The organism is Nocardia sp. CA-290969 (assembly GCF_050936135.1).
GTDB lineage: Bacteria > Actinomycetota > Actinomycetes > Mycobacteriales > Mycobacteriaceae > Nocardia.
Map to the genome: position 1 here is coordinate 3,137,075 of NZ_JBNJNJ010000001.1, position 23,277 is coordinate 3,160,351.

At 66.8% G+C, this 23,277-nt stretch carries 20 protein-coding genes; 13 read left to right on the forward strand and 7 right to left on the reverse strand.

Features of this window, described 5'->3' with window-relative positions:
• The first annotated feature begins 318 nt into the window (after window positions 1-318).
• From ACQEVO_RS14140 to ACQEVO_RS14160, 5 genes are read left to right on the forward strand one after another with little or no spacing between them, the layout of a single operon-like run.
• Complete coding sequence (locus ACQEVO_RS14140; RefSeq protein ID WP_432913104.1) at window positions 319-1,851, forward strand: ABC transporter substrate-binding protein; 1,533 nt, start codon at window positions 319-321, stop codon at window positions 1,849-1,851.
• A 55-nt stretch (window positions 1,852-1,906) separates the two neighbouring features.
• Window positions 1,907-2,854, forward strand: coding sequence for an ABC transporter permease (locus ACQEVO_RS14145; RefSeq protein ID WP_432913106.1), 948 nt, complete (start codon window positions 1,907-1,909; stop codon window positions 2,852-2,854).
• A complete protein-coding gene (locus ACQEVO_RS14150; protein ID WP_432913108.1) occupies window positions 2,851-3,762 on the forward strand; it encodes an ABC transporter permease in 912 nt (303 codons plus the stop codon). The genes ACQEVO_RS14145 and ACQEVO_RS14150 overlap by 4 nt, the downstream gene beginning before the upstream one ends.
• A gap of 5 nt (window positions 3,763-3,767) precedes the next feature.
• Window positions 3,768-4,880 carry an ABC transporter ATP-binding protein gene (locus tag ACQEVO_RS14155; protein ID WP_432922675.1) on the forward strand — a complete coding sequence of 371 codons (1,113 nt, stop codon included), beginning with the start codon at window positions 3,768-3,770 and terminating at the stop codon, window positions 4,878-4,880.
• Window positions 4,880-5,920, forward strand: a complete 1,041-nt coding sequence (locus ACQEVO_RS14160; protein ID WP_432913110.1) for an ABC transporter ATP-binding protein — start codon at window positions 4,880-4,882, stop codon at window positions 5,918-5,920. The genes ACQEVO_RS14155 and ACQEVO_RS14160 overlap by 1 nt, the downstream gene beginning before the upstream one ends.
• An 89-nt stretch (window positions 5,921-6,009) precedes the next feature.
• Here the strand turns inward: ACQEVO_RS14160 and ACQEVO_RS14165 are convergent, their stop codons facing one another.
• From ACQEVO_RS14165 to hsaA, 4 genes are all read right to left on the reverse strand, one after another.
• Window positions 6,010-6,867 (reverse strand): IclR family transcriptional regulator, encoded by an 858-nt coding sequence (locus tag ACQEVO_RS14165; protein WP_280402935.1) that lies wholly within the window; start codon window positions 6,865-6,867, stop codon window positions 6,010-6,012.
• A 121-nt stretch (window positions 6,868-6,988) separates the two neighbouring features.
• Window positions 6,989-7,735 (reverse strand): SDR family NAD(P)-dependent oxidoreductase, encoded by a 747-nt coding sequence (locus tag ACQEVO_RS14170; protein WP_432913112.1) that lies wholly within the window; start codon window positions 7,733-7,735, stop codon window positions 6,989-6,991.
• A gap of 145 nt (window positions 7,736-7,880) precedes the next feature.
• Window positions 7,881-8,363, reverse strand: a complete 483-nt coding sequence (locus tag ACQEVO_RS14175; protein WP_432913114.1) for a VOC family protein — start codon at window positions 8,361-8,363, stop codon at window positions 7,881-7,883.
• Complete coding sequence (gene hsaA, locus ACQEVO_RS14180) at window positions 8,363-9,529, reverse strand: 3-hydroxy-9,10-secoandrosta-1,3,5(10)-triene-9,17-dione monooxygenase oxygenase subunit (RefSeq protein WP_432913116.1); 1,167 nt, start codon at window positions 9,527-9,529, stop codon at window positions 8,363-8,365. The genes ACQEVO_RS14175 and hsaA overlap by 1 nt, the downstream gene beginning before the upstream one ends.
• A gap of 271 nt (window positions 9,530-9,800) precedes the next feature.
• On the opposite strand from hsaA, the gene ACQEVO_RS14185 reads away from it, so the two are divergent.
• The 5 genes from ACQEVO_RS14185 (at window position 9,801) to ACQEVO_RS14205 (ending at window position 15,932) form a co-directional block, all read left to right on the forward strand.
• Complete coding sequence (locus ACQEVO_RS14185) at window positions 9,801-11,120, forward strand: MFS transporter (RefSeq protein ID WP_432913118.1); 1,320 nt, start codon at window positions 9,801-9,803, stop codon at window positions 11,118-11,120.
• A gap of 402 nt (window positions 11,121-11,522) precedes the next feature.
• Window positions 11,523-12,245 carry an SDR family NAD(P)-dependent oxidoreductase gene (locus ACQEVO_RS14190; protein WP_432913120.1) on the forward strand — a complete coding sequence of 241 codons (723 nt, stop codon included), beginning with the start codon at window positions 11,523-11,525 and terminating at the stop codon, window positions 12,243-12,245.
• Window positions 12,242-13,135, forward strand: a complete 894-nt coding sequence (locus ACQEVO_RS14195; protein WP_432913122.1) for an aldo/keto reductase — start codon at window positions 12,242-12,244, stop codon at window positions 13,133-13,135. The genes ACQEVO_RS14190 and ACQEVO_RS14195 overlap by 4 nt, the downstream gene beginning before the upstream one ends.
• Before the next feature lie 91 nt (window positions 13,136-13,226).
• Window positions 13,227-14,522: an LLM class flavin-dependent oxidoreductase gene (locus ACQEVO_RS14200; RefSeq protein WP_432913124.1), complete on the forward strand. Its 1,296-nt coding sequence runs from the start codon at window positions 13,227-13,229 to the stop codon at window positions 14,520-14,522.
• Window positions 14,523-14,708: 186 nt separating this feature from the next.
• Window positions 14,709-15,932: a DegT/DnrJ/EryC1/StrS family aminotransferase gene (locus ACQEVO_RS14205; protein ID WP_432913126.1), complete on the forward strand. Its 1,224-nt coding sequence runs from the start codon at window positions 14,709-14,711 to the stop codon at window positions 15,930-15,932.
• Between the two features lie 100 nt (window positions 15,933-16,032).
• On the opposite strand, the gene ACQEVO_RS14210 is transcribed toward ACQEVO_RS14205, so the two are convergent.
• Window positions 16,033-18,138, reverse strand: coding sequence for an FAD-binding protein (locus ACQEVO_RS14210; protein ID WP_432913128.1), 2,106 nt, complete (start codon window positions 18,136-18,138; stop codon window positions 16,033-16,035).
• A 302-nt stretch (window positions 18,139-18,440) separates the two neighbouring features.
• Here ACQEVO_RS14210 and ACQEVO_RS14215 point away from each other — a divergent pair, with 302 nt between their 5' ends.
• Entirely contained in the window at window positions 18,441-19,589 is a 1,149-nt protein-coding gene (locus ACQEVO_RS14215; RefSeq protein WP_280400380.1) for a Rieske 2Fe-2S domain-containing protein, read from the forward strand.
• On the forward strand, window positions 19,586-19,855 hold the full coding sequence (locus ACQEVO_RS14220; protein WP_432913131.1) for a ferredoxin: 270 nt from the start codon (window positions 19,586-19,588) through the stop codon (window positions 19,853-19,855). The genes ACQEVO_RS14215 and ACQEVO_RS14220 overlap by 4 nt, the downstream gene beginning before the upstream one ends.
• A 70-nt stretch (window positions 19,856-19,925) precedes the next feature.
• On the opposite strand, the gene ACQEVO_RS14225 is transcribed toward ACQEVO_RS14220, so the two are convergent.
• The gene (locus tag ACQEVO_RS14225; RefSeq protein ID WP_280400382.1) at window positions 19,926-20,429 is read right to left on the reverse strand and encodes a thioesterase family protein; all 504 of its coding nucleotides are present in this window, start codon (window positions 20,427-20,429) and stop codon (window positions 19,926-19,928) included.
• A 197-nt stretch (window positions 20,430-20,626) separates the two neighbouring features.
• Between ACQEVO_RS14225 and ACQEVO_RS14230 the strand changes: the two genes are divergently transcribed.
• Window positions 20,627-21,427 (forward strand): SDR family NAD(P)-dependent oxidoreductase, encoded by an 801-nt coding sequence (locus ACQEVO_RS14230; RefSeq protein ID WP_280400383.1) that lies wholly within the window; start codon window positions 20,627-20,629, stop codon window positions 21,425-21,427.
• 78 nt (window positions 21,428-21,505) lie between these two features.
• On the opposite strand, the gene ACQEVO_RS14235 is transcribed toward ACQEVO_RS14230, so the two are convergent.
• Window positions 21,506-23,230 (reverse strand): 3-ketosteroid-delta-1-dehydrogenase, encoded by a 1,725-nt coding sequence (locus ACQEVO_RS14235; RefSeq protein ID WP_280400384.1) that lies wholly within the window; start codon window positions 23,228-23,230, stop codon window positions 21,506-21,508.
• Between the last annotated feature and the right edge of the window lie 47 nt (window positions 23,231-23,277).

Here is a 23,277-nt window from a genome sequence, read left to right on the forward strand (position 1 = left end):
ACTACCTCGTCGCACTACACCGGCCGCACCACGGAATTCTGGCTACCGGACCGCTCTACGCCCGTTCCTCCGCACTATCGGCCTCTCTCCCGCTGAACGGAACACGCTCTTGGTCACCGGCGGTGGCCGATGGCGTAATGCTCTCAGCTCACCTGAAGTGAGCCGAGACGCCGCCGCCCGGCAATCCGTCCCACTCATGCGCCCAGCCGTCCCGCGCGATTCCGAACCACCGCACCCGGGCGGAACGACAGCGCACGATCTGCGGCATCGCCCGCTACACCATGACAAAGGAGTCAGCCCTTGCGAATCCGAGACCGCATGGCTTCTGCACTGGGCGCGGTGGCCGCCGCAACTCTGCTGCTCACCTCGTGCGCCGGGGTGGCCACCGTAGAACGCAAACCGGCCGGAGAACCGCGTCGCGGGGGGACGGTGACGCTGGCATGGAATACCGAAGCGCAGTCGGTTGATCCGGTGACCTGTGCGGTCGGTATCGGAGTAGGGCCGTGCCAGGCGATCTACGGGGCGCTGCTCTACTACGACGCCGCGACTCGGAAGATCGTTCCCGGCATGGCGGAATCGTTCACCAGTAAAGACGGCAAGGCATGGACGCTGAGACTGCGTCCGGGTGTCACGTTCACCGACGGCACCCCGTTCGATGCCGCTGCCGTGGCCTTCAATTGGCAGCGCGCGCTGGACCCGAGCCAGCTCTCCCCGAGCAGAGCCGCGGCACAGATGATCAGCTGGCAGGTTGTCGACGCGACAACGTTGCGGGTGACCTCTCCCGAGGTGAACTACCAGCTCCCCTACCAGCTCACCGAGCCCCTGGCATTCATCGGTTCGCCCACGGCCATTCAGCGCAAAGGCGCGGACTTCGCCACATCGCCGGTCGGCGCCGGCCCCTTCGTCTTCCGTTCCTGGGCGCGCGGCACCGAAATGGTCCTCGAGCGCAACCCCGGCTACTGGGACAGCCCCCGCCCCTATATCGACAGATTCGTGTACAAGACGATCCCGGCCGACGACCAGCGCTACAACGCATTACAGGCCGGCGAGGTCGATGTGATGGTGGTGGTCAGCGATAAATATGCCGGCCGTGCCCGAGCCGCCGGCCTGGAGGTCGTCCAATACGCACAGCTCGGCGGGAACGGAGTGCGGTTGAACAGTAGAGGCGCTCTCGCCGATCCCGATTTGCGCACCGCAATCGCAAAACTGATCGACAACGAACAGATACGGGCGGCCGCCTTTCCCGGCGAACAGGGTGCCGAATACTTCGTCGCCGAGGGCCAGCCGCTGTTCGACGAGGCCGCGAAATGGCCCGGGAAGGATATCGCCGGCGCACAGCGACTCGTCGACGGCTTCCGTGCCCGGCACGGTGGAGAGAAGGTAGTGCTCTCCTATGTCACCACCGCCGGAAGCCCGGTACTCACCCGCGTCGCCGAAGTTCTCCAGGCTCAGCTCCAGCAGGCGGACGGACTCGAACTCGAGATCAAGGCACTCGACGGCGCTGGATTCGCCGGCGCACTGGTTTCCGGACAGTACGATCTGATCCTCAACGCGCTCGGTGGCGCGCACCCCGAGAACCTCTACCGGGTGTTCCACACCAAGGGTTCCGGCAATACGGCCCACTATTCGAACCCGGTCGTGGACCGGGCACTGGAACAGGCCCAGTCCGCCGACGATCCGGCGGTGGCCGACGCAGCCTACAAAACGGCGATCCGGGAACTGGTGGCCACCACTGCCTACCGGTACTGGCGGCCGGCTGTGACGAGTCTGATCCTCCGCGCGGACATCTACGGAGTCGAACCGACCTATCAGTACTGGATGCGCCCCGAACTGGCGTGGGTACAGGAATGAGGGACACCATGACAACCTGTGCCCGCGGCGCCCGGCAGTATCGGTGGGCGGACCGTTGACCGGACGTGTACTCGCCGTGTACCTCGCGAAGCTGGCCGCTGTACTGCTGCTGGTCAGTATTTCGACCTTCTTGCTACTGGAGCTGACCCCGGGGGATCCGCTGGCCACCCTGTTGCCCGAGGGCGCCACTCCGGAGATGCGTGCGGCGGCCGCCGAACGCTTCGGCCTCGACGGACCCTTGTTGGAGCGGTATGTCGAGTGGCTGGGATCGGCATTACAAGGCGATCTCGGCCGCTCGATGCAGTCGCAGCTGCCGGTCACCGATGCCATTCTCGACCGGCTGCCGGTCACCGTGGAACTCGCCGGTCTGTCGATACTCGTGGCGCTGCTCGTTGCCGTCCCCGTCGGTGTCTGGGCGGGGTACCGGCCGGGCGGGATCGCGGATCGGGTCACGACCTTCCTGTGCTCGGTGACCCTCTCGATTCCCAGCTTCCTGCTCGGTGTGCTGCTCGTCTTCGTGTTCGCGGTGACCCTGCAGGCACTTCCGGTACTGGGCTGGACACCGCTGTCCGAGGGCCTCGGCCGGCACCTCAGCGGTCTGATATTGCCGGTCGCGACGCTCGCCGCCATCGAGGCTGTCGCCTTCATCCGCCTGCTGCGCAACGATATGGTCGCCACGCTGCAGCAGGATTTCGTCCTGTCGGCGCGGGCCCGCGGTATCCCCACCGCCCGGATCCTGTTCGTCCACGCGTTGCGCCCGTCGGCCTTTTCGCTGCTGACCGTGCTCGGTGTCTCGATGGGCCGGCTGATCGGTGGCACGGTGATCGTCGAATCCCTGTTCGCGCTCCCCGGCCTGGGGTCGCTCGTCCTCACCGCCATCAATTCCCGGGACTATCTGCTGGTCCAGGGCATCGTCCTGGTGGTCGCCGTGGGCTATGTCCTGATCAACGCGCTGGTCGACCTGGCATACCCCGTGCTCGACCCGAGAGTGAGAACGTCATGAGTACAACCACCGAGAAGGCGGTCGAATCCGGCAGTACCACCCCGCAAGCCACACTTGGCCGGCCGGCCCCGGGCGCAACGCCCGCTCGTCGCAAGCGGCGGCGTGGCTTCGGTGCCCTGGCCGGTGCGGTCTGGCTCGCCGCGATCACGCTGGCGGCTGTCGCGGCGCCGGTGCTCCCGCTGCCCGATCCGGCGAAGATCACCGACCAGTACTCGATACCTCCGTTCCGGCAGGCCGCCCACATATTGGGGACCGACCCGCTCGGGCGGGATCTGCTGAGCCGAGTGGTCCACGGCGCTCAGATCTCGCTTTCCGTGGCAATCGGCGCGACACTGCTGGCGCTGACCGTGGGAACGGTACTCGGTGTGACCGCCGGTTTCTTCCGCCGCAGCGTCGATGTCACATTCGATATCGGCACCAACACCATTCTCGCGTTTCCACCACTGATCCTGCTTATCGCCTTGGTCGCGGTGCTGGAACCCAGCATCGCGACACTGGTGATCGGTCTCGCGCTGGTCGGTATGCCGACATTCGCGCGAATCGCCCGGGCGAACACCATCGCCTTCGCCGGCCGTGAGTTCGTCACTGCATCGAAGTCACTGGGCGCGAGTACTTTTCGTATCCTTGTGCGCGAGATCCTGCCCAATGTCGCGCTTCCGGTGTTCTCGTTCGCGATCGTCGTCGCGGCGACACTGGTGGTGGCCGAGGGATCGCTGAGTTTCCTCGGGCTCGGTGTTCCGCCGCCCGCCCCGAGCTGGGGCGGCATGATCGCGGCCGAGCGGGAAAGCCTGTACGAGGATCCGTATCTCGTGCTGGTACCGGGCGCGTTCTTCTTCCTCACCGTGCTGTCGCTCAACCTGACCGGCGACTGGGCGCGGGACCGCATAGGACGGGAGTCGTCACTGTGACATCTCTGGACAAGGTCGAGACGCACGCCGGCCCGGCCGGGAAAACCCCTCCGGCACCCGCACTCACCGTCACCGATCTCCGCGTATGGTTCGACACCCCGCGCGGTATGGTCCGCGCGGTCGACGGAGTCGATCTGACGGTCGCTCCCGGCACCACGCTCGGTATCGTCGGTGAGTCCGGTTCGGGCAAATCGGTGCTCGCGCGCACGGTGATGAACATTCTTCCGCGCAACGGCATTGTTCGCCCCGGCTCCCGGATCGAAATCGAGGGCCGCGATACCGCCGGACTCGACCGCGCGGAGGCCCGCGCACTCTGGGGGTCCCGGATCGCCATGGTGTTCCAGGATCCGATGACCTCGCTGACCCCCGTGCTCACCATCGGCGCACAGCTCACCGAAACCCTGCGCCGGCATCTCCCGCTGTCCCGGGCCGACGCGACGCGGCGCGCGGCGGAACTGCTCACCTCGGTGGGTATCCCGGACGCACGAAAAAGGCTCGGCCACTATCCGCACAACCTCTCCGGCGGGATGCGGCAACGCGTGGTGATCGCCCTGGCGCTCGCCTGTTCCCCACGGTTACTGATCGCCGACGAACCCACCACGGCGCTCGACGTGACGGTGCAGCACCAGATCCTGACGCTGCTGGCCCGGTTGCAGCGGGAGAACGAGATGGCGATGGTACTCATAACCCACGATCTCGGGGTCGTGGCCGGGCGCACCGACGAGATCGCCGTGATGTACGCGGGACGGGTGGTCGAACAAGCACCGACCGATGAACTGTTCCGCGCCACCCGGCACCCCTACACGCAGGCGCTGCTCCGGTCGATTCCCCGTCTGGCCGCGCCCAGCCACACCCGGCTGGAGGCCATCCCCGGGCGGCCGCCCACCATCATCGACCCACCACCCGGTTGTGCGTTCGCACCGCGCTGCCGGTACGCGCAGCCCCGATGCCTGACCGAAACACCTGGCCTGACCGCCGCGCCGGATGCGGGACCGCGGCACCGCGTCGCGTGCTTCTATCCGGCGGGCACCCCGGAAGGCGAGGCTGCACTGGCGACGAATACGGCAGCGGGCGCCTCGGCCGCCGGACTGCCCCTGGACTCGAGGAGTGTGCTCTGATGGCCGGAACGGGAACTGCCCACCTGCGCCCCGACGATGCCGATGTGGTGCTCACTGTCCGCAATCTCGTGGTCGAGTACAACGCGGCCCAGTCGGGCAAGGTGCACGCCGTATCGGATGTGAGCCTGGATATCCGACGCGGGGAGACGCTCGGCCTCGTCGGCGAATCCGGCTGCGGGAAATCGACGCTCGCCAAGGCGATCATGCAACTACCACCCCCCACCTCGGGACAGGTGCTGTTCGAAGGCACCGATCTCACCACCGAGTCCGCACGGAAGCTGCGCTCGGTGCGCCGGCCGATCCAGATGATCTTCCAGGATCCGATCTCCTCGTTGAATCCGCTGCGCAAGGTCCGCCATATCGTGGCCGAGGGGCTGGAAGTCGCCCGCCGGCACAGCCGTACCCGCCGGGCCGAGATGGTCGAGGACATCCTCGAATCGGTCGGTCTCGATCCGGCGACGGCGGGCGACCGGCGGCCCCACGAGTTCTCCGGTGGCCAGTGCCAGCGGATCTCCATCGCCCGCGCGATGGTCGTCGAACCGGAGGTGGTGATCTGCGACGAACCGGTTTCTGCCCTCGACGTCTCCGTCCAGGCGCAGATTCTCAATCTGCTCGAGGATATGAAGGAGCGCTACGATCTCAGCCTGCTGTTCATCGCCCACGATCTCGCCGTGGTGAAGAACATCAGCGATCGGGTGGTCGTCATGTACCTGGGCAAGATCTGCGAGATCGCCGCACCCGATGCGCTCTACGCGAAACCCGCCCACCCCTACACCGCCGCCCTGCTGTCGGCGGTGCCCGAACCCGACCCCCAGGTCGCCCCGAGCACGCTCACACTGTCCGGTGACCTGCCCTCACCGCATGATCCGCCCTCCGGCTGCAGGTTCCGGACCCGCTGCCCGCGGGCCACCGCATTGTGTGCCGAGACCCAGCCGGAGATCCGGGAGGTCAGGCCAGAGCACTACGTCGCGTGCCACTTTCCGACCGAACCGGCCGAAGCCGAGTCCGGAGGGGCCACCGAGTACGCGGTCACCGCATAGGGCTCGAGCAATCCTGTGACGGCCGTACACCGGCCCCGCGCGGCGAATATCGTTCGTCGCGCGGCCGAGGGATCACGCAGCTCCGCAGATCATCCGACGAGAGGTGCGATATCCGGTGACCATGCCGTCCCGACGGGCCGCGCTGTCCGCGTGAAGGGCGCGACCGTCCGGCCCTCGGCGGGGCGGACGCGCAGCGGTGGCATCCCAGAGGCATTGCGCCACACCACCCCCGCGGCGCGCCGCACATCGGAGATCACCGTCTCGGTCCGGACAGATTTGGTCGGGCCACACAGGGACAGCGCGAAGTACCCGCCCTCGCCGGTGGCGATAGGCGCCGCCACCACTGTCACGCCCAGTGCGCACCCTTGCGCGTCTACCGCCACTCCGCCGCGATCCCGTGTTCGGTCCAGGTCGCGGTCGAGCTGGACGGGCGAACACACGGTGTAGCAGGTGGGAGCCGCACCGAAGTCGATATCCGGCCATTCATCCCTGGGGACAGCGGCCAGTAGCGCCCTCCCCGCAGCAGTTCGGACGGCGGGTTGCCGCGCCCCCACGCCCCATTCGCCGGCATCTCCTGGCCACACACCGACACGGTCGAGGTGAAGAATCTCCGCGCCGGTCAGCATGCTCAGATGAGCGGTGAGGCCGGTCCGGCGATGCAGTTCGGTCAGCACCGGTAACGCCGCCCGGTGCACACTGCGCTGCCGTGTGAACTGTGTACCCAGCTCGAACATGCGGTGCCCCAGCGCGTATTTGAACTCGTTGCGCTCCACCCAGCCGAGCTCGACGAGGCGTTGCAGGATGCGATGCGCCGAGGACCTCGGCAGGCCCGAACAGCGCGCCACCTCCGCCAAGGTCAAGGGCCGCTGCCCGACGAAGGTTTCCAGTATCGACGCCACTCGGTCGATCATCGCCGTGGGGGTTTCGCCGATTCGCGCCGTTGCCATGCACACCTCCAGCTGACTGAGTCAGCTTCTGTCTATCTGTCAGATTATGACAGATGTGAGTGTAACCACAGGATCACGTGGCTGTAAAGCAGCTCACAACCACAGCGGAGACAGAACCGGACTACGCGGTCTGTCCACCGTCGATCACGAAGTCCTGCCCCGTGCAGTAACCGCTGGCATCACCGGCCAGATAGGCAACCAGCGCGGAGACCTCCTCGGGGCGCCCGACCCGGGGGATCGGCAACCGCTCCACTGCGCCCCGGCCGCTGCGGGTCTCCTCCGGCACCATGGCCGTGTCGATCGCACCGGGACAGATGGTGTTCACCCGAATCCCGCGGCTGCCCAGCTCTTTCGCCACCGACCGCGTCACGCCCCGCAATCCCCATTTCGCCGCGGCATAGGCCGGCGCGTCCCCGTAGCCGGACAGCGCCGCCGTGGAAGCGATATTGATGATCGAACCACCGGCCCCCATCGCGGGTAGCACGGCCTGCATACCCAGGACCGCACCGATCAGATCGACATCCAGGACGAATCGCAGGTCGGCCTCCGACAGCTCCGAGAGCGGCGCCTTGCGCAGCACGCCGGCATTGTTCACCAGCACATCGACCCGTCCGAACCGGCTCACCGCCGCGTCCACGGCCGCGCGCCATGCCCCGGCGTCCCGGACATCCAACTCGACCGCCAGACGGGGCCCGGTCAGGTCCGCCGCGGTCCGCGCAAGTGCCGCCGCATCGAGGTCGGCGAGCACCACCGCCGCGCCGAGCGCCGACAACTGCCGGGCGTGTGCGGCACCCTGCCCATGCGCGGCCCCGGTGACGAGTACGACCTTGGCACTCAGACCGAGTAGATCTCCTCCGACTTCCCGCATGCGGTGATTCCTTCCGTTCGAGCCGACACCGCGAGTGTGGAACGGGAGCTCCGATTCTTCACCCAGGTTTTCCGGTCAGCGGAAAACAGAAGGACTCGCCGTTGTCGTGACGAAAACGGCGAGCCCATCTGCCTTTCGGTATGCGCTACTCGGCGCGGTGCCGACCGCCCGACTCCGCGGACGCCCGCCGAGCGGCGAGACGTTCCGCGGTCGCCCGGTCCAGCAGTTCGATCACCTGGCCGAGCTGATCCCGGTGGTAGACAGCGCTTCCAGGGGATACCCCGTCGTGCCCACCGGACATCCACAGCGGGGCACCGCGCGCGGCCAGGTCTGCCGACGCGGCGACCAGATCGTCGACCACGAAACCCAGATGGTGGATGCCGGGACGCGGCTGCCAAACCGGTGAATCCGGAACCGTGCGAATCAGTTCGACGAACGGGGGTCCCGCGGACAGGCCCATGCGCTGCACCGTGTCGTACCGGACCCCGTCGATCAGGCAGGGGTAGTGGCCTTCCGCGAAGAGTTCGACGTCCACTCCGTAGAGCTTCCGCAGCACCGCGGCCGATTCCTCGAGGTCATCGACCACGATCCCGACGTGATGAAGTCGGGCGAGGTCGTAGCCCATCATCAGTACATTCCCTCGTCGATCGGCACGCCGAACTCCCCGCGTCCGTACATCGCCAGCGCGCGCTCGACATCGTTGATCACGTGCACGCTTCCGGCGTGTGCGTCCCGCCAGTGCCGTTCGATCGGGTTGTCCCGCTTGATCGAATGCCCGCCCGAGTTCTCGAACAGCATCTCGATCGCGTGCAACGAGCGTTCGGTACCCAATACCTGGTCACGCCGGGCACGCAACCGCACCCGTTCGGGGATCTCCTCACCGGCTTCGACGTAGCGGGTCTGTTCGGCGAGGTTGTGGTCCAGTGTGAGCGCAGCGGCTTCGATCTCCCCGGCGGCCCGGGCGACCCGGACATGCGCGAACGGATCCCCGGACACTTTCTGCCCACCGTAGGAAAGGCGTACCCGTTCCTTCATCCGTTCGACGTGGGCGGTGTAAGCGCCTTCGGCACAGCCGATGATGGCATTGGTGATCGCGTAGGAGAACACCATCCCGAACGGCAACTTGTACATCGGGGCAGTATTGACCTGCTGACCCGGACCTCGCAGTTCGTTCTGCTCGAGCGAACTGTAGGCGCGATGCGCGGGCACGAACGCATCCTGGATGACGATATCGTTGCTTCCGGTGCCGGAGAGGCCGACGACATTCCAGACGTCCTCGACCGCGTAGTCGCCGCGCGGTACGAGTGCGGTGAGGTACTCCGGCGGCGCGCCGTTCTTACCCGGGCACAGCGTGCCGAGCAGTACCCACTGGCAGTGGTCGCTACCACTGGAGAAACTCCACCGGCCGGTCAGCCGATAGCCGCCCTCGACTTCGGTCAGCGTGCCGGTCGGGGCATAGGAAGACGACACCAGCGCATCCGGCGTTTCCTTCCACACATCGTCCTGGGCCGCTTCGTCGAACAACGAGATCTGCCAGGGATGGACCCCGACGACAGAGGTCACCCAGCCGGTGGACGGGCAGGCCGCGGCCACCTCGCGCACCACCGCGTACAGGTCCGCCGGATTGCATTCGTACCCGCCGTACCGTTTGGGTTGCAGCAGTTTGAAAACACCGGCGTCCTGTAGTTCGCGAATGGTCTCGGCGGGTACCCGCCGCTGCCGGTCGGCTTCGGCGGCACGCTCCCGGATCGCCGGCAGCAGCGGCCGGACCCGCTCGAGTATCTCGTTGCTCATGAGTCTGTCCTTCCTGATCTGCTGGCAATGATGTTGGGCGTACAGCCTCGGCCCCGCCCGGGCAGCTGGTATGCGCCCCGCGCTGTGCCGAAGACGATAAGCCCGGTCACGCCGGACGGCGGGCGAGTATCTCAACCACCGGAACGTTGCCGGGAATGCGCTCCCACCTGCCGCGGCCGAACGCGAATTCCACTGACCAGGAAAGAACGCAGACGTCTCGGAGTTCGCCGTTCAAGATGAGGCCCTGATCACTTCCGAGGAAGGACCTTCCATGAGTTCGGCACCCGGTCCGGAATCCGTTTCCACCGACCCCACGCAGCTGCGCCGGGTCGCGGCATCCAGCCTGCTCGGTACCGCTATCGAGTACTACGATTTCCTGCTCTACAGCACCATGACCGCGCTGGTGTTCAACAAGGTGTTCTTCCCGGACTCGAATCCGGCGCTGGGTACGATCGCCGCCTTCGGCACACTGGCCGCCGGCTATGTCGCCCGGCCGATCGGTGGCATCGTGTTCGGGCATTTCGGCGACCGTATCGGTCGTAAGAAGATGCTCGTACTGACCATGGCGATGATGGGTGTCGCGAGTTTCCTCATCGGTGTACTACCTACCTACCAGGCTGTCGGCATCATCGCACCCCTGCTGCTGGTGTTGCTGCGCGTCGTCCAGGGCATTGCGATCGGCGGCGAATGGGGAGGGGCCACCCTGATGGTTACCGAGCACGCCGAACCGTCCAGGCGTGGCTTCTGGAACGGCGTCATGCAGATGGGCTCGCCGATCGGCTCGTTGCTCTCCAGCGCGGTCGTGGCCGTGGTGGCCATGCTGCCCGAGGAAGACCTGCTGTCGTGGGGCTGGCGAATCCCATTCCTGGCCAGCATCGTTTTGCTGGCGGCGGGTCTGTACACGCGAATCGGTGTCACCGAGAGTCCGGTGTTCCGCGCAGCCGAGGACACCGAGGAGAAGCCACAGATCCCGTTGCTGTCGGTCCTGCGCCGGCCGGGCAACCTGCTGCTGGCCTGCGGCGTCGGTATCGGCCCCTTCGCGCTCACCGCACTGATCAGTACGTACATGATCAGCTACGCCACCTCGACCGGCTACGAACGGTCCAGTGCTGTCACCGGTCTCCTGTTCACCGCAAGCACCGCGCTCGTCGCCATTCCGCTGTTCTCCGCCCTGTCCGATCGTGTCGGACGGCGGCCGGTGGTGCTGACGGGGGCGGTCGCCATCGTGGTACTGGCCTGGCCGATGTACGCACTCGTCGATACCGGTTCGGTGCCGCTGCTGATCCTGGCCATGATGCTGGGCCAGGTGGTCCAATCCGCGATGTTCGCCCCGCTCGGCGCGCTGTTGTCGGAGATGTTCGGTACGTCGGTGCGCTACACCGGCGCGTCCATGGGCTACCAGCTGGCAGCATTGATCGGTGGCGGTTTCACCCCGGTGCTCGCGAGCGCGCTGCTGGCCGGTGGTCCGACCAGCGTCCCGCTGATCATCCTCGCGATGTGCTGCGGACTGGTCACGATCGCCTCCATCCACCGCATCAAAGAGACCAGCGGCCAGGATCTCCGCGACACGATCGCTGTACCCGCACGGTAGCCGGACCAGGCAACCACCCGACCGGCCGCCACGGCGCCCTGCATCCATATGACAGGCGCCGCGGCGGCCGATCTCGTTCTCGCGGACTTTCCCCCTGCTGCGCCCACACCGAAAGTCACGCTCCCGATCCAGAATCTGGCGAAATCGGCGTTCCGCCTTGTGGACACTTCGGTTGCCGAGCTTCTCGACCCGCAATACGTTCGACCTGTCCCGCGACCGCCGAAGGGGCCGCCCGGTACCGGGTTCCCGCCGGGGCCCTGAAAGCCGGTTCACCAACGCGAAACGCAAACTGTTGCCGCAAACGAGTCCGAGTCCCGGATCGGCACCCGAGCGCGGCGAATTCTTCTCCGTAATGTCCGAATACCTTGTGCTGAAACCGTTTTCACCTTTAGGAGAGTCATTGTGGTCGCACACCACGCCGTCGTCACCGGTGGGGTCAGCGGAATAGGCGCCGCGGTCGTAGAACGATTCCTCGAACGAGATCTGAAAGTCAGCGTTTTCGACCTCGGCGCGCCCACACAATCTCGCGAGGGAGTGGACTACTACCAGGTGGACGTGACCGATCGCAGCGCGGTGGAGTCGGCACTCGCGCAGGCCTCCGCCGGATCACCGGCTCCCGATGTACTGGTGACCAGTCACGGAATTCGTGGGGCTTTCGTCCCGGCCCTGGAACTCGACCCCGACCGTATCCGGCGCCTCTTCGACGTCCACGTCCTCGGGACGTTTCTCGTCGCTTCCGCTTTCGCGCGGCCACTGCTCGCGGACGGCAAGAATGGATCGGTCGTCACGATCTCGTCGACCACCGCGTACGGCGGTTGGCATCGGCAGGCCGATTACGGTACCGCAAAAGCCGCGGTGCGCCAGCTCACCGCCAACCTCGCCGTGGAATGGGCGCCACTGATCCGCGTGACCAGCGTCGCGCCCGGCCATACGCGAACCCCGATGGTGCAGGACCTGATCGACAACGGCTACGACATCTCCGCCACGGAAGCCCGGACACCGCTGGGCCGCCTGTGCGCTCCGGACGAAATGGCCCGATCGATCGAACACCTCGCCCTCGATGCCACCTTCGTGACCGGCATCTGTCTCCCGGTCGACGGTGGCTGGACGACAGTCGGCAAATGAGCGCGATTTCGTTGCCACACCGGAAACTCGGCGACCTTACGGTCCCGGCCATCGGCTTCGGCGCCATGACGATCACCCAGGTGGCCGGCTACGATATCGAACGCGGTCGGCGCACTGTCCACGCTGCCCTGGATGCCGGCGTACGACTGTTCGACACCGCGGACGTCTACGGACCGGCCGGGGGCGGGGACGGCATCAACGAACTGGCGCTCATGGACGCACTGCGTTCCTGGCCCGGCGCCGCCGACGACATCATCGTGGCCACGAAGGGCGGCCATCTCCGTTTCCCCGAAACCGATACGTGGTGGACGAACGGCAGCTGCGAACATCTGCGCCGCGCCTGCACGGCGTCGATCCGGCGACTCGGACTCGAGCCGATACCGCTGTACCACCACCATCGGCCCGACCCCCAGCTGCCCTACGAGGAGTCCCTGTCCGCTCTCCGGGCACTGTACGACGAAGGCCTCATCGCCCGGGTCGGGATCTCCAACGTCGATATCGAACGGATCGATATGGCCAGATCCATCCTGGGCGATGCGCTGGTATCGGTGCAGAACGAATACTCACCGGCTGTGCGGACGGCGGAGAAGGAGATCCGCGCATGCGAGAAGCATGGACTCGCGTTCCTGTCGTGGGGACCGTTCGGCGGTATGCGGCACGCCAAGAACCTCGGTGCCGGCGGGTCGCCCTTCGCCGACGTCGCCCGCGCGCGCGGGGTGAGTATCCACCAGGTCGCGCTGGCCTGGCAGCTGCATCGGTCACCGGCCGTCATCCCGATCCCCGGTGCCTCACGGCCCGAATCGGTCCTGGATTCCGTTGCCGCGGCAACGCTGACGCTGACGGCCGAAGAACTGGCCCTGCTCGACGCACCGAACGAGACCGGCCCCTGACCGGGACCCGGCCGTCGAACCGATTTCGCGAGCCCACACGAGCACCGGATCCGCACCGGCAGCCCGCAATCGCAGAAAGGAGACCGAGCCCATGAGCAGACTTATGCACCTGGCGGTATTCGCACAGGGGGTCGGCGTCGGCCAGTCGGTCTGGCGGTCGCCGCGCACCGCCCCGGGACGCATGCACACGTTCGACCATTGGGCACATCTCGCCCGGGCCGCCGAACGCGGCTGCTTCGACGCGTTCTTCATCGCGGACGCACTGAATCTGTCGCCCGCGATCGAAACCGACGCCACCGATCGTCCCGATCCGCTGCCGATCCTCTCCGCGCTGTCGGTGGTCACCGACCGCATCGGGTTGATCGGCACCAGTTCGACCACCTACAACGATCCGTTCACGGTCGCACGGCAGTTCGCCACCCTGGATCACCTCAGCGACGGCCGGGCCGGCTGGAATGTGGTGACCACCGCGATCCCGGCCGCCGCCGAGAACTACGGCTCGGCCGGGCTGCCCGACCACGGGGACCGCTATGCGCGCGGTGAAGAGTTCGTCGACGTGGTCCGGGCGCTCTGGGAGGGCTGGGATCCGGATGCCATCGTCGCCGACCGGGGAGCGGGGATCTGGGCCGACCGGGCGAAACTGCACCGTATCGATCACCACGGGCAATTCTTCGATGTCGCGGGACCGCTCACCATCCCCCGTTCTCCGCAGGGCCTGATCCCGCTCGCGCAGGCCGGCTCATCGCCGACCGGGATGAAACTCGGTGCCCGTGTGGCGGATCTGGTGTTCGCGACACAGCATTCGATCGAGTCCTCGCTCGAATTCGCCGAGGGTATGCGCACTCTGGCCGAAGCCGCGGGCCGGGAACGCTCGGCCGTCAAGATGCTGCCGGGCGTCACCCCGATCATCGGCCGTACCGACGAACAAGCCCGCGAGCTGGCGATCGAACTCGGGTCGCTGATCAGCGAGCAGACCACCCTGAAATTCCTGAACCAGACCTTCGGCGGGATCGATCTGTCTCAGTTCGACCTCGACGAACCCTTTCCGGATCTGCGGGATTCGTTGCCCGGCAATGCCAGTGTGGGCAGGCCTACCCTGCTCACCGAAGTCGCCCTGCGGGAGAAGCTGACCGTGCGGCAGCTTGCACAGCGGGTGGGGCTCAGTATCGGCCACCGTACGCTCGTCGGTTCACCCGATACGGTCGCCGACGACCTGCAGCGGTGGTTCGAGGCCGGGGCCGCCGACGGATTCATCGTGCTTCCCGCCGACCTGCCGCTCGGCCTCGACGAGTTCGTGGACGAGGTCGTGCCCCGGCTACAGGATCGCGGGCTCATGCGAAAGACGTACCGGGGTAACACCCTGCGCGAGCACCTTGCAGACGGCTGACACATTCGCCGACGCACAGCCCCACCGCGAAAGCGTGACCGCCGGAGCAAGCCGGCCGCAGCGGGTTCGTTCCCGGCCCGGCGAGAGCACCGGCCCGAATCACCTGCTCACCAGGCGAACCGGAGCCGGCAAGACGCCACACCAGGCGACGTTTCCCTTTCCGATTTCACTACAAGGAGATCTATCGTGACCAGGGTCATCTACGCACGCAGCGTCCACGACGACGCCGAGATCAACGCCTGTCTGGAGGTATTGCAGGGCGGGCCGTACGCACTGAAGATCGGCAAGAACGTCGCCGAGATGGAAGCCCGGGTCGCCGACCTCTACGGCAAGAAACTCGGACTGATGTGCAACTCCGGTTCCTCGGCGCTCTACCTCGCGCTCGAACTGCTGGATCTGCCCAAGGGGTCGGAGGTGATCACATCACCACTCACCTTCTCCACCGACGTCTCCCCCATCGTCCGCGGCGGCTGGATCCCCGTATTCGTGGATGTCGAACCCGATACCTACAACGCCGACCCCGCCGCCATCGAGGCCCTGATCACCGATAAGACCAAGGCCATCCTGCTGCCGAACCTGGCCGGAAACGCCCCCGACTGGGACGCCATCCGCGATATCGCCGACCGCCACGGCCTGAAGGTCATCGAGGACTCCTGCGATTGCATCGGTACCACCCTGCGTGGCACCAAAACCGGCAGCCGTTCCGATATCACCGTCACCAGTTTCGCGATGTCACACATCATCACGTGCGCGGGTAACGGTGGCATGGTCTGTGTCGACGACGAGCAGCTCCGCGACAAGGGACTCATGCTGCGCCGCTGGGGCCGGCGCTCCGAACCTCACCTCTTCGGATCGCAGGCCGCCCGCACCGGCCGGGTCTTCCGGGAGGATCTCGACGGCGTCGCCTACGACAACGACTTCATCTTCGATGTCCTGCCCTGGAATTTCGAGCCGTCGGAACTCGGTGCGGCTTTCGGCCTGGTCCAGCTGTCCAAGCTCGACAAGAACTATCAGCGCCGCGCGGAGATCTTCGACGCCTTCAACGGCGCCTTCGGCGCCTACCCGTCGCTGTTCCGGCTGCCACGGCAGCACCCCGAATTCCACACCGCCTGGCTGTGCTATCCGGTCACCATCCGTGAGGACGCCGGATTCGCCCGGGCCGACCTGCAGGGCCACCTGGAGGCCGCGGGGATCGATACCCGCACCGTGTGGAGCGGCAATGTCACCCGGCATCCGATGATGCGCGGGGTCGAATACCGGGTGCCCGAGGGCGGCCTGCCGAACGCCGACGAGGTGTTCGAACGGGGCATGTCGCTGGGAATGAGCCACGGCATGACCGCCGAAGAACTCGAGCACGTGGTGGCCCAGGTTCACGAATTCGCCCGCCGTTACGCACCCGCCACCGATTGAGTCGACCGTCCCGATGAAGGGTTTGCCGCTGCCGGCCTCCGCGCCGGCAGCGGCAAACCCTTCTGGGTGAACTGTGGTTACGGGCTCGCCGCCGAACCGGTCAGCCCCAGCGCCAGGTATCCGCGCCGTACGCCCCGGCGGCCACCGGTTCCGATGCCAATTCCCGGAACGACGACCGATAGAACAGCAGCGGGGCGGCTTCCCGAACCGGCCCGACCGCGGTGACCCGCGCGATGACGATCGTGTGGTCCCCACCGGGCAGCTCCTCCTCGAGGGTGCACTCCAGCGAGACCAGCGACCCCGCCAGGGCGGGGGCACCGTTACCGCCCGGCGTCCACTCGACACCGGCGAACTTGTCGGTGCCGCTGCGGGCGAAGGCACGGCAGACCTCGTCCTGGTCGGCGGCAAGAATGTTCACACAGAACCGGCCGGCAGCCCGGATCCGAGGCCACGAGGTCGAGGTCGCCGCAGGGCAGAAACTCACATACGGCGGCTCCAGCGACAGCGACGTGAACGACTGGCAGCTGAACCCGACCGGACCGTCCTCCCCGATCGCCGTCACGATGGTGACCCCGGAACAGAACCGGCTCAGCGCCGATTTGAACTCGCCGGGCGAGGGTTCGGAGCGCGGGGTAGCGGGTATCCCCGGCAGCCCGGTCGCGGCCGCCATATCCAATGCGGCGAGATGGGCGAACACCATCGAGGCCCCGATCGGGTTACCCCCACCCGGGTAGGCGGTGCCACTCACCGCCGCCATCGAGTTCCCCGCGGCGTACAGACCGGGGATGACCGCACCGGTGGAGTCCAGCACGCGGGCGGCGGTATCGGTCCGCAGGCCGCCCTTGGTACCGAGGTCCGACAGACCGAATGCCGCCGCGCAGTAGGGGCCGCCGTCGATCCGCACCAGCGGGTTCGGGGAGCCCGGTACCGACCGGTCGTAGGGTTCGCCGCCGCGGTCGAAATCCGGGTCCGTTCCCGCGTCCACCGCGGCATTGAAACGTTGCACGGTCTCGGTCAGCGTCTGCGCCGGCACCCCGATGAGCTCGGCGAGTTCCGCGAGAGTATCGGCGCGATGCCACAGCCCGGCCGCACGGTATGCCTCGTGATCGTCCAGCGGTATCCCGGCGAACAGGACCGGCGGCGCGAGATCCGGTGTGCCGCTGTAGATCATCCAGTAGGGCAATTCGATCCGGCCCGAATCCATAGCGGCGAGTACGTCCCGGCCGACGCGGTCGTAGGGTGCGGATTCGTTGGTGAAGCGGCGGCCTGCACTGTCGACGAGGATTCCGCCGGTGAACCACATCGAGAAGGTCGAGCTACCGTCGGGGTGGGTCAGGCCCGGGGCCCACCATGCCTCGTTCATCAGATCCACGTCGGCTCCCACACCCATCGCCGCTTCGATCGCCGCGCCCGTATTGCCGGACGGAGACATCGAATCGCGGGCGAAGTTCGGGACCCCGAAGGTGGTGCGCATCCGGCTGTTCCGCTCGAACCCGCCCGCCGCCACCAGCACCCCATGAGTGGCCCGGATCCGCCGCAGACCTTGCGGCGTCGATACCGACGCCCCCACCACCCGGCCGTCCAGCCGGATCAGCTCCCGGCATGCCGCTCGTCGTTTCAACTCGACGGTCGGCAGCGCCCGCAATGCCAGCAGCAGCCGGCCGATCAGGGCGCGGCCGCCTTCCAGCTGTTCGGGTACCGGCGCCGACCGGCGATCGGTGGCCAGCGGCGCCCGTACCTCGGCCGCCAGCTCCCCAAGAGCCTCCGCGTGCAGCGGGACCGGAATGATGTGCCGGCCCGTCGACCGCGCATACGGCGCGTTGCCGAAGTAATCGGGCCAGGGCAGCACCTGGAACCGCAGCGCCGGATCCTGTTCGAGGTACTCCACGAGGGGTGCGCCACCGGTCACGAAAGCCCGCTGGAGTTCGGCCGGCGTCCGGTCGCCCACCACGGCCCGGAAGTACTCCAGCGCATTCTCGGCCGTATCGTCGTCGCCCGCGCGCCGCAGCACCGGGTTGCCCGGAAACCACATCCCGCCACCGGAATACGCAGTGGTGCCACCGAACCGGTCCGTAGCCTCGGCGACGATCACCTGCAATCCCTCACGCCCGGCGGTGTAGGCCCCGGTCAACCCGCCACCGCCCGAACCGAGTACCAGTACCTCGCATCGTTCGTCCCATTCGACCGCTGAATCCACCCAGCTCATGGGGTAACCCTTTCTCACCACAACCGATGAGCCCCGGTCGCCGCTCGGGTGGCCGCCCGCACGCCGCACGGCGATGATCGGTGCATTGCTCATTTCCGGACCCGGCGATGGTGGCAGCAATCCGGACCCGCGGTGGGCCACCATTCCGTTCACCGAGATACCTACGCGAAACGAGGTGTCCAGTCAGTGAAATGTGACCCCGTTCACCGCCTCGGCAGTTGATACAACCGAGGAGTAGTGGAAGCCGCCGTTTCACCGGCGCCTCAGCCCGCTTTCACACCATTGCTCGAGGAGAGTCCGATATGACAACGACGCAACCGGATCAGGACGTTCGGCAGATCGAAGCCGCGGCCGCGCCCACGCGGTTCGCCCGCGGCTGGCACTGTCTGGGTCTGCTTCGTGACTTCACCGCCGGAAAACCGCATACGATTCAGGCCTTCGGGACCAAACTCGTGATCTTCCGCGGCGAGGACGGCACCCTCAATGTCCTCGACGCGTACTGCCGGCACATGGGCGGCGATCTCAGCCAGGGCGAGGTCAAAGGCAACGAGATCGCGTGCCCGTTCCATGATTGGCGCTGGGGCGGGGACGGCCGCTGTAAGCAGATACCCTATGCTCGCCGTGTCCCGCCGCTGGCGCGCACCCGGGCGTGGACCACGCTCGAACAGGACGGCATGCTGTTCGTCTGGAACGATCCGGAGGGTAAACCGCCGACCGACGACGTCGCGATTCCGCGCATCGAGGGCGCGGGCAGCGACGGGTGGACCGACTGGCATTGGTACACCACGGTGGTGAATACGAACTGCCGCGAGATCATCGACAATGTCGTCGATATGGCCCATTTCTTCTATATCCACGGGTCGCTGCCGACGTATTTCAAGAACGTTTTCGAAGGGCCGATCGCCACGCAGTACTTCAAGAGCGGTTCGCGGGCGGATTTCCCGGCGCCCGAGGGACAGCCGAAGATGCTCGGCACCTCGTCGGTCGCCTCCTACTACGGCCCCTCGTTCATGATCGACGATCTCACCTACCACTACGAGCAGGGCGACCAGCGGACCGTACTGCTCAACTGCCACTACCCGATCGACTCCGAATCGTTCGTACTGCAGTACGGCATCATCGTCGAGAAATCCGCGGGCCTGCCCGACGAGGAGGCGATGCGCGCCGCCGTCGCACTCGGCGACTGGGTGAAGATCGGCTTCGAGCAGGATGTCGAGATCTGGAAGAACAAGGCGCGTATCGACAACCCGCTGCTGTGCGAGGAAGACGGCCCGGTGTATCAGCTTCGGCGCTGGTACGAACAGTTCTACGTCGATGTCGCCGATATCCGCCCCGAAATGGTGGACCGTTTCGAGTTCGAGCTCGACACCACCCGCCCGCTGGAGGCATGGAATCGGGAGATCGAGGAGAATCTCGCTCGGCACGCCGATACGACGGGTTCGGCGACATGACTGCCGCCCGTACCGACAATCGCCTGCTCGATACCCCCATGCAGCCACTGCGGTGCCGGGCGTGCGCCGCCGAGCTGCTGGTTCGTAAGAGCAGCTGGCACCAGACCAGCGTGCAGTGGAACGCCGAGGCGTTGGCGACGTGCCGGGAACTGGGCGCGGCGCCGATGCCGGGGCCGTCCCTGGCGGGGTGCTCACAGTTGCAGGAGACGATCCGGGATGCCGCCACCTCCGGCAATCTGCCGGTCGTGGAGCGCACCCCGGCCTGACCACATCGTCGGGCACGCCGGCCGCCGGCGTGCCCGACGCGTGTCCCCCGGCCCGCGGCTTCCGCCCGTCTCAGCGTCGGATGCGCAGCGAACCGCAGACCGGCGCCGGCCAGGTCAGCCCATTACCGGCCGCGATCTTGCGATCGAGCGCCGCCGCAAGATCATCCGGGACCGGGCTCGCGCGCCGCTCTTCCAGATCGACGTGCACCAGCATGATCTCGAGCGTATTGGACAACACATCACGTTTGCCGTCCACCAGGAACGTCATCAGATGTATCGCTTTATCACTGCGTTCCAGAACCCTCACGTGCACGGTGAACGGATCGCCCGCGCGTAGTTCGCTGTAGTAGACGAGATGATGTTCGGCGGTGAACACGCCCAGCCGGCGGTCTCCCCGGTAACTCTCGTCCACTCCCAGCTCACGCATCAGCACGTCCGCAGCCTGTGAGCTGAGATCCAGGTAGTGCAGCACGTTCATATGGCCGTTGTCGTCGATCTGGCGCGCGGTCACCGCCGCGGAGAGCGCGGCCGGGATCTCACGGATCTGCTCGGCTGTCGGAATACCGTGTCTCATGCTCCGATCCTCCGATACGCCCGATCTTCTCCGCTCCCGAGTGTCCGCTCATCGAAACACTCCGCGGGTCCGGCTCCGGGCCGCCAGCGCCCACTGAGCGGAAGCACCTCACCGGCGGCCGGCCGGGCTATGCCAGTCTCGGCAGTCCGGGCGGCGCCGCCACTGAGTTCCGCCCCTGAACACAGGAGCAAACCGATATGGGCGTTCTCCAGCGGTACAGCGGCCGCCGGGTACTGATCACCGGGGGCGGGTCGGGTATCGGCCAGGCCAGCGTGTTGCGAATACTGGAAGAAGGCGGGCAGGTGGTCGCCGCGGACATCAGCGAGGCCGGGCTGGCCGACACCGCAGAGAAGGCGAAAGCCGCCGCACTGAGCACCCTGACCATGGATATTGCCGACGAGGAGTCGGCGCGGGCGGGTGTCGCCGAAGCGGTACAGCGGCTCGGCGGGCTGGACACCCTCGTCAACGCGGCCGGTGTGTTGCGCTCCGCCCATTTCGAACAGACCACGCTCGCCGATTTCGAACAGGTGCTGCGCATCAACCTCATCGGTACCTTCCTGGTAACCCGGGAATCGATCCCCGCGCTGCGTAACGGCTCGGGACCGGCGGTGGTGAACTTCAGTTCGACATCGGCGGCCTTCGCCCACCCCTATATGTCCGCTTACGCCGCGTCCAAGGGCGGTATCCAGGCGATGACCCATGCGCTGGCCCTGGAATTCAGCAAACAGGGGATCCGGTTCAACTCCGTACAGCCCGGTTCGATCTCCTCCGGGATGACCGACGGCACCGGCGAAGCCAAACAGAGTCTCGGCCCCGGACTGCCCGAGGACGTGGACTTCGGGATGTTCGCCAAGGCCTCCCCCGCCCTCCCGCTCGATGGCGGAGCCATCTTCGCCGGGCCCGATGCTGTGGCCGCAGTGGTGGCCATGCTGGGTTCACCGGATGCGTATTTCATCACTGGGACAGAGGTCCGGGTCGACGGCGGCTCGCATATGTGACGCGCTGACCCCCGCACTGTTCGCGAGTGGGCCGGAGCAACACGCTTCCGGCCCACTTCGCTGTCCTGCGACGGCCGGCTACTCGCCGGATGTAGTTGTTCCGGTGTCCGCAGCAGAACTTGCCGCGGCATGCCGGGCGGCGATGTAGCCGTAGACCAGGCCTTGCCCGATGGTGGCGCCGGCGCCGGGATAAGTTGCGCCGAAGGCGTTGCCCGCCGTGTTGCCGACGGCGTACAGACCCTCGATGAGGCTTCCGTCCTCCCGGAGCACCCGGGCGTGCTCGTCGGCGACGACACCGCCGCAGGTCCCGAGGTCGCTGAGGACCATCCTCACCGCGTAGTACGGTGCCTTCCGCAGGGCGGACAGGTTCGGGTTCGGGCGCACCGTGGGGTCGCCGTAGTATCGGTCGTAAGCGCTTGCGCCACGCTGGAATTCGATGTCCTCACCGGTCTCGGCGTATCCGTTGAACTGAGCGAAGGTGCTGGTGAACGCCTCCACCGGCACGCCGATGGCCTGTGCCAGTGCGGCCGGGTCGTCGGCGCGATGCGCGATACCCGCCTCGTACCAGGCCTCCGGGACCGGCTGTCGGGGGAAGATTCCACCGGCCATGGTGTAGCTGTTGCGGTAGCGCTGGTCGAAGACCAGCCACATCTCCGTGACCGGGTCGCCGGCGCGTTCGCGTGCCAGTATCTGCTGGCCGTAGGTCATGTAGTCGGTGGCTTCGTTGATGAAGCGCCGGCCGGACTGGTCGACGACGAACGACCCCGGAAGCGAACGTTCCGCGAGCATCACGGCGGGCGCGCCACCGGGCAGCGGCGCGAAGGCAGGGAACCACCAGGCCTGATCCATGGAAACCGTGCCCGCACCGAGCTCCTGCGCCGCTTCGATGGCATCGCCGGTGTTCCCCTCGGCACCGAGGCTTGCGTGCGGAATCAGCGAAGGCGACTGGTACTTGTGCCGTGCGGCGATATCGTGGTCGAAACCGCCGGCCGCCAGCACGACACCGCGGCGGGTCCGTACGGTCACCTCTCGCCCGCCCTGGCGTAGCACGGCACCCGAGACCCGGCCGTCCTCCTGTACCAGTCGCACCAGGCTCGTTTCGGTCCACACCGGGACCCCCGCACGCAGGATGCCCGCGAACAGGCCGGCCGCGAGGGCCTGCCCGCCCGCGAGGTATTCCCGTCCGATGAGCATGCCGCCGATCCCCAGCGCCGCCCGGCGCAGGATGCGCGGCACCGCTTTCAGTGGCTTGCGCGCGACGAGGTTCATCCACTTGTAGTCGGCGCCCGTCACCGGCATCGGCATCGGTGCCGCCATCACACCCGGCCGCAGCCGGGGCCGCTCCGCGCCCAGAATCGAGGCGTCGAACGGCCGGCATTCGCAGGTCCGCCCGGCCGCCCGGCCACCCGGCTTCTCGGGATGGTAATCGGAATAGCCCTCGGCCCAGAAGAATCGCATGGGGGTGGTCCGCTGCAGCATCGCCACGGTGTCGGCACCGTGGTCCAGGAACGCCGTGCCGCGTTCGGCCGGAGCCGAATCCCCTACGACGGCACCTAAATACGTGGCCGCTTCCGCCACACCCGGTTCGTGCGGTTCCGGCAGGATCGAACTTCCCGGTATCCAGAAGGCACCGCCGGAACGCGCGGTCGACCCACCGACGTAGGCCGTTTTCTCGGCGATCACCACCGACAAACCCAGTTCGTGCGCGGCGAGCGCGGCCGACATACCGGTGCCCGACCCGATGACGAGGAGGTCGACGATCGTGTCGTGAGCAGGTACTAACGGGGGCATTTTCTTCACCATCTGGTCCGGGCTCCACATTCCGATCGGGACGACAAGTGCAGGTAAAC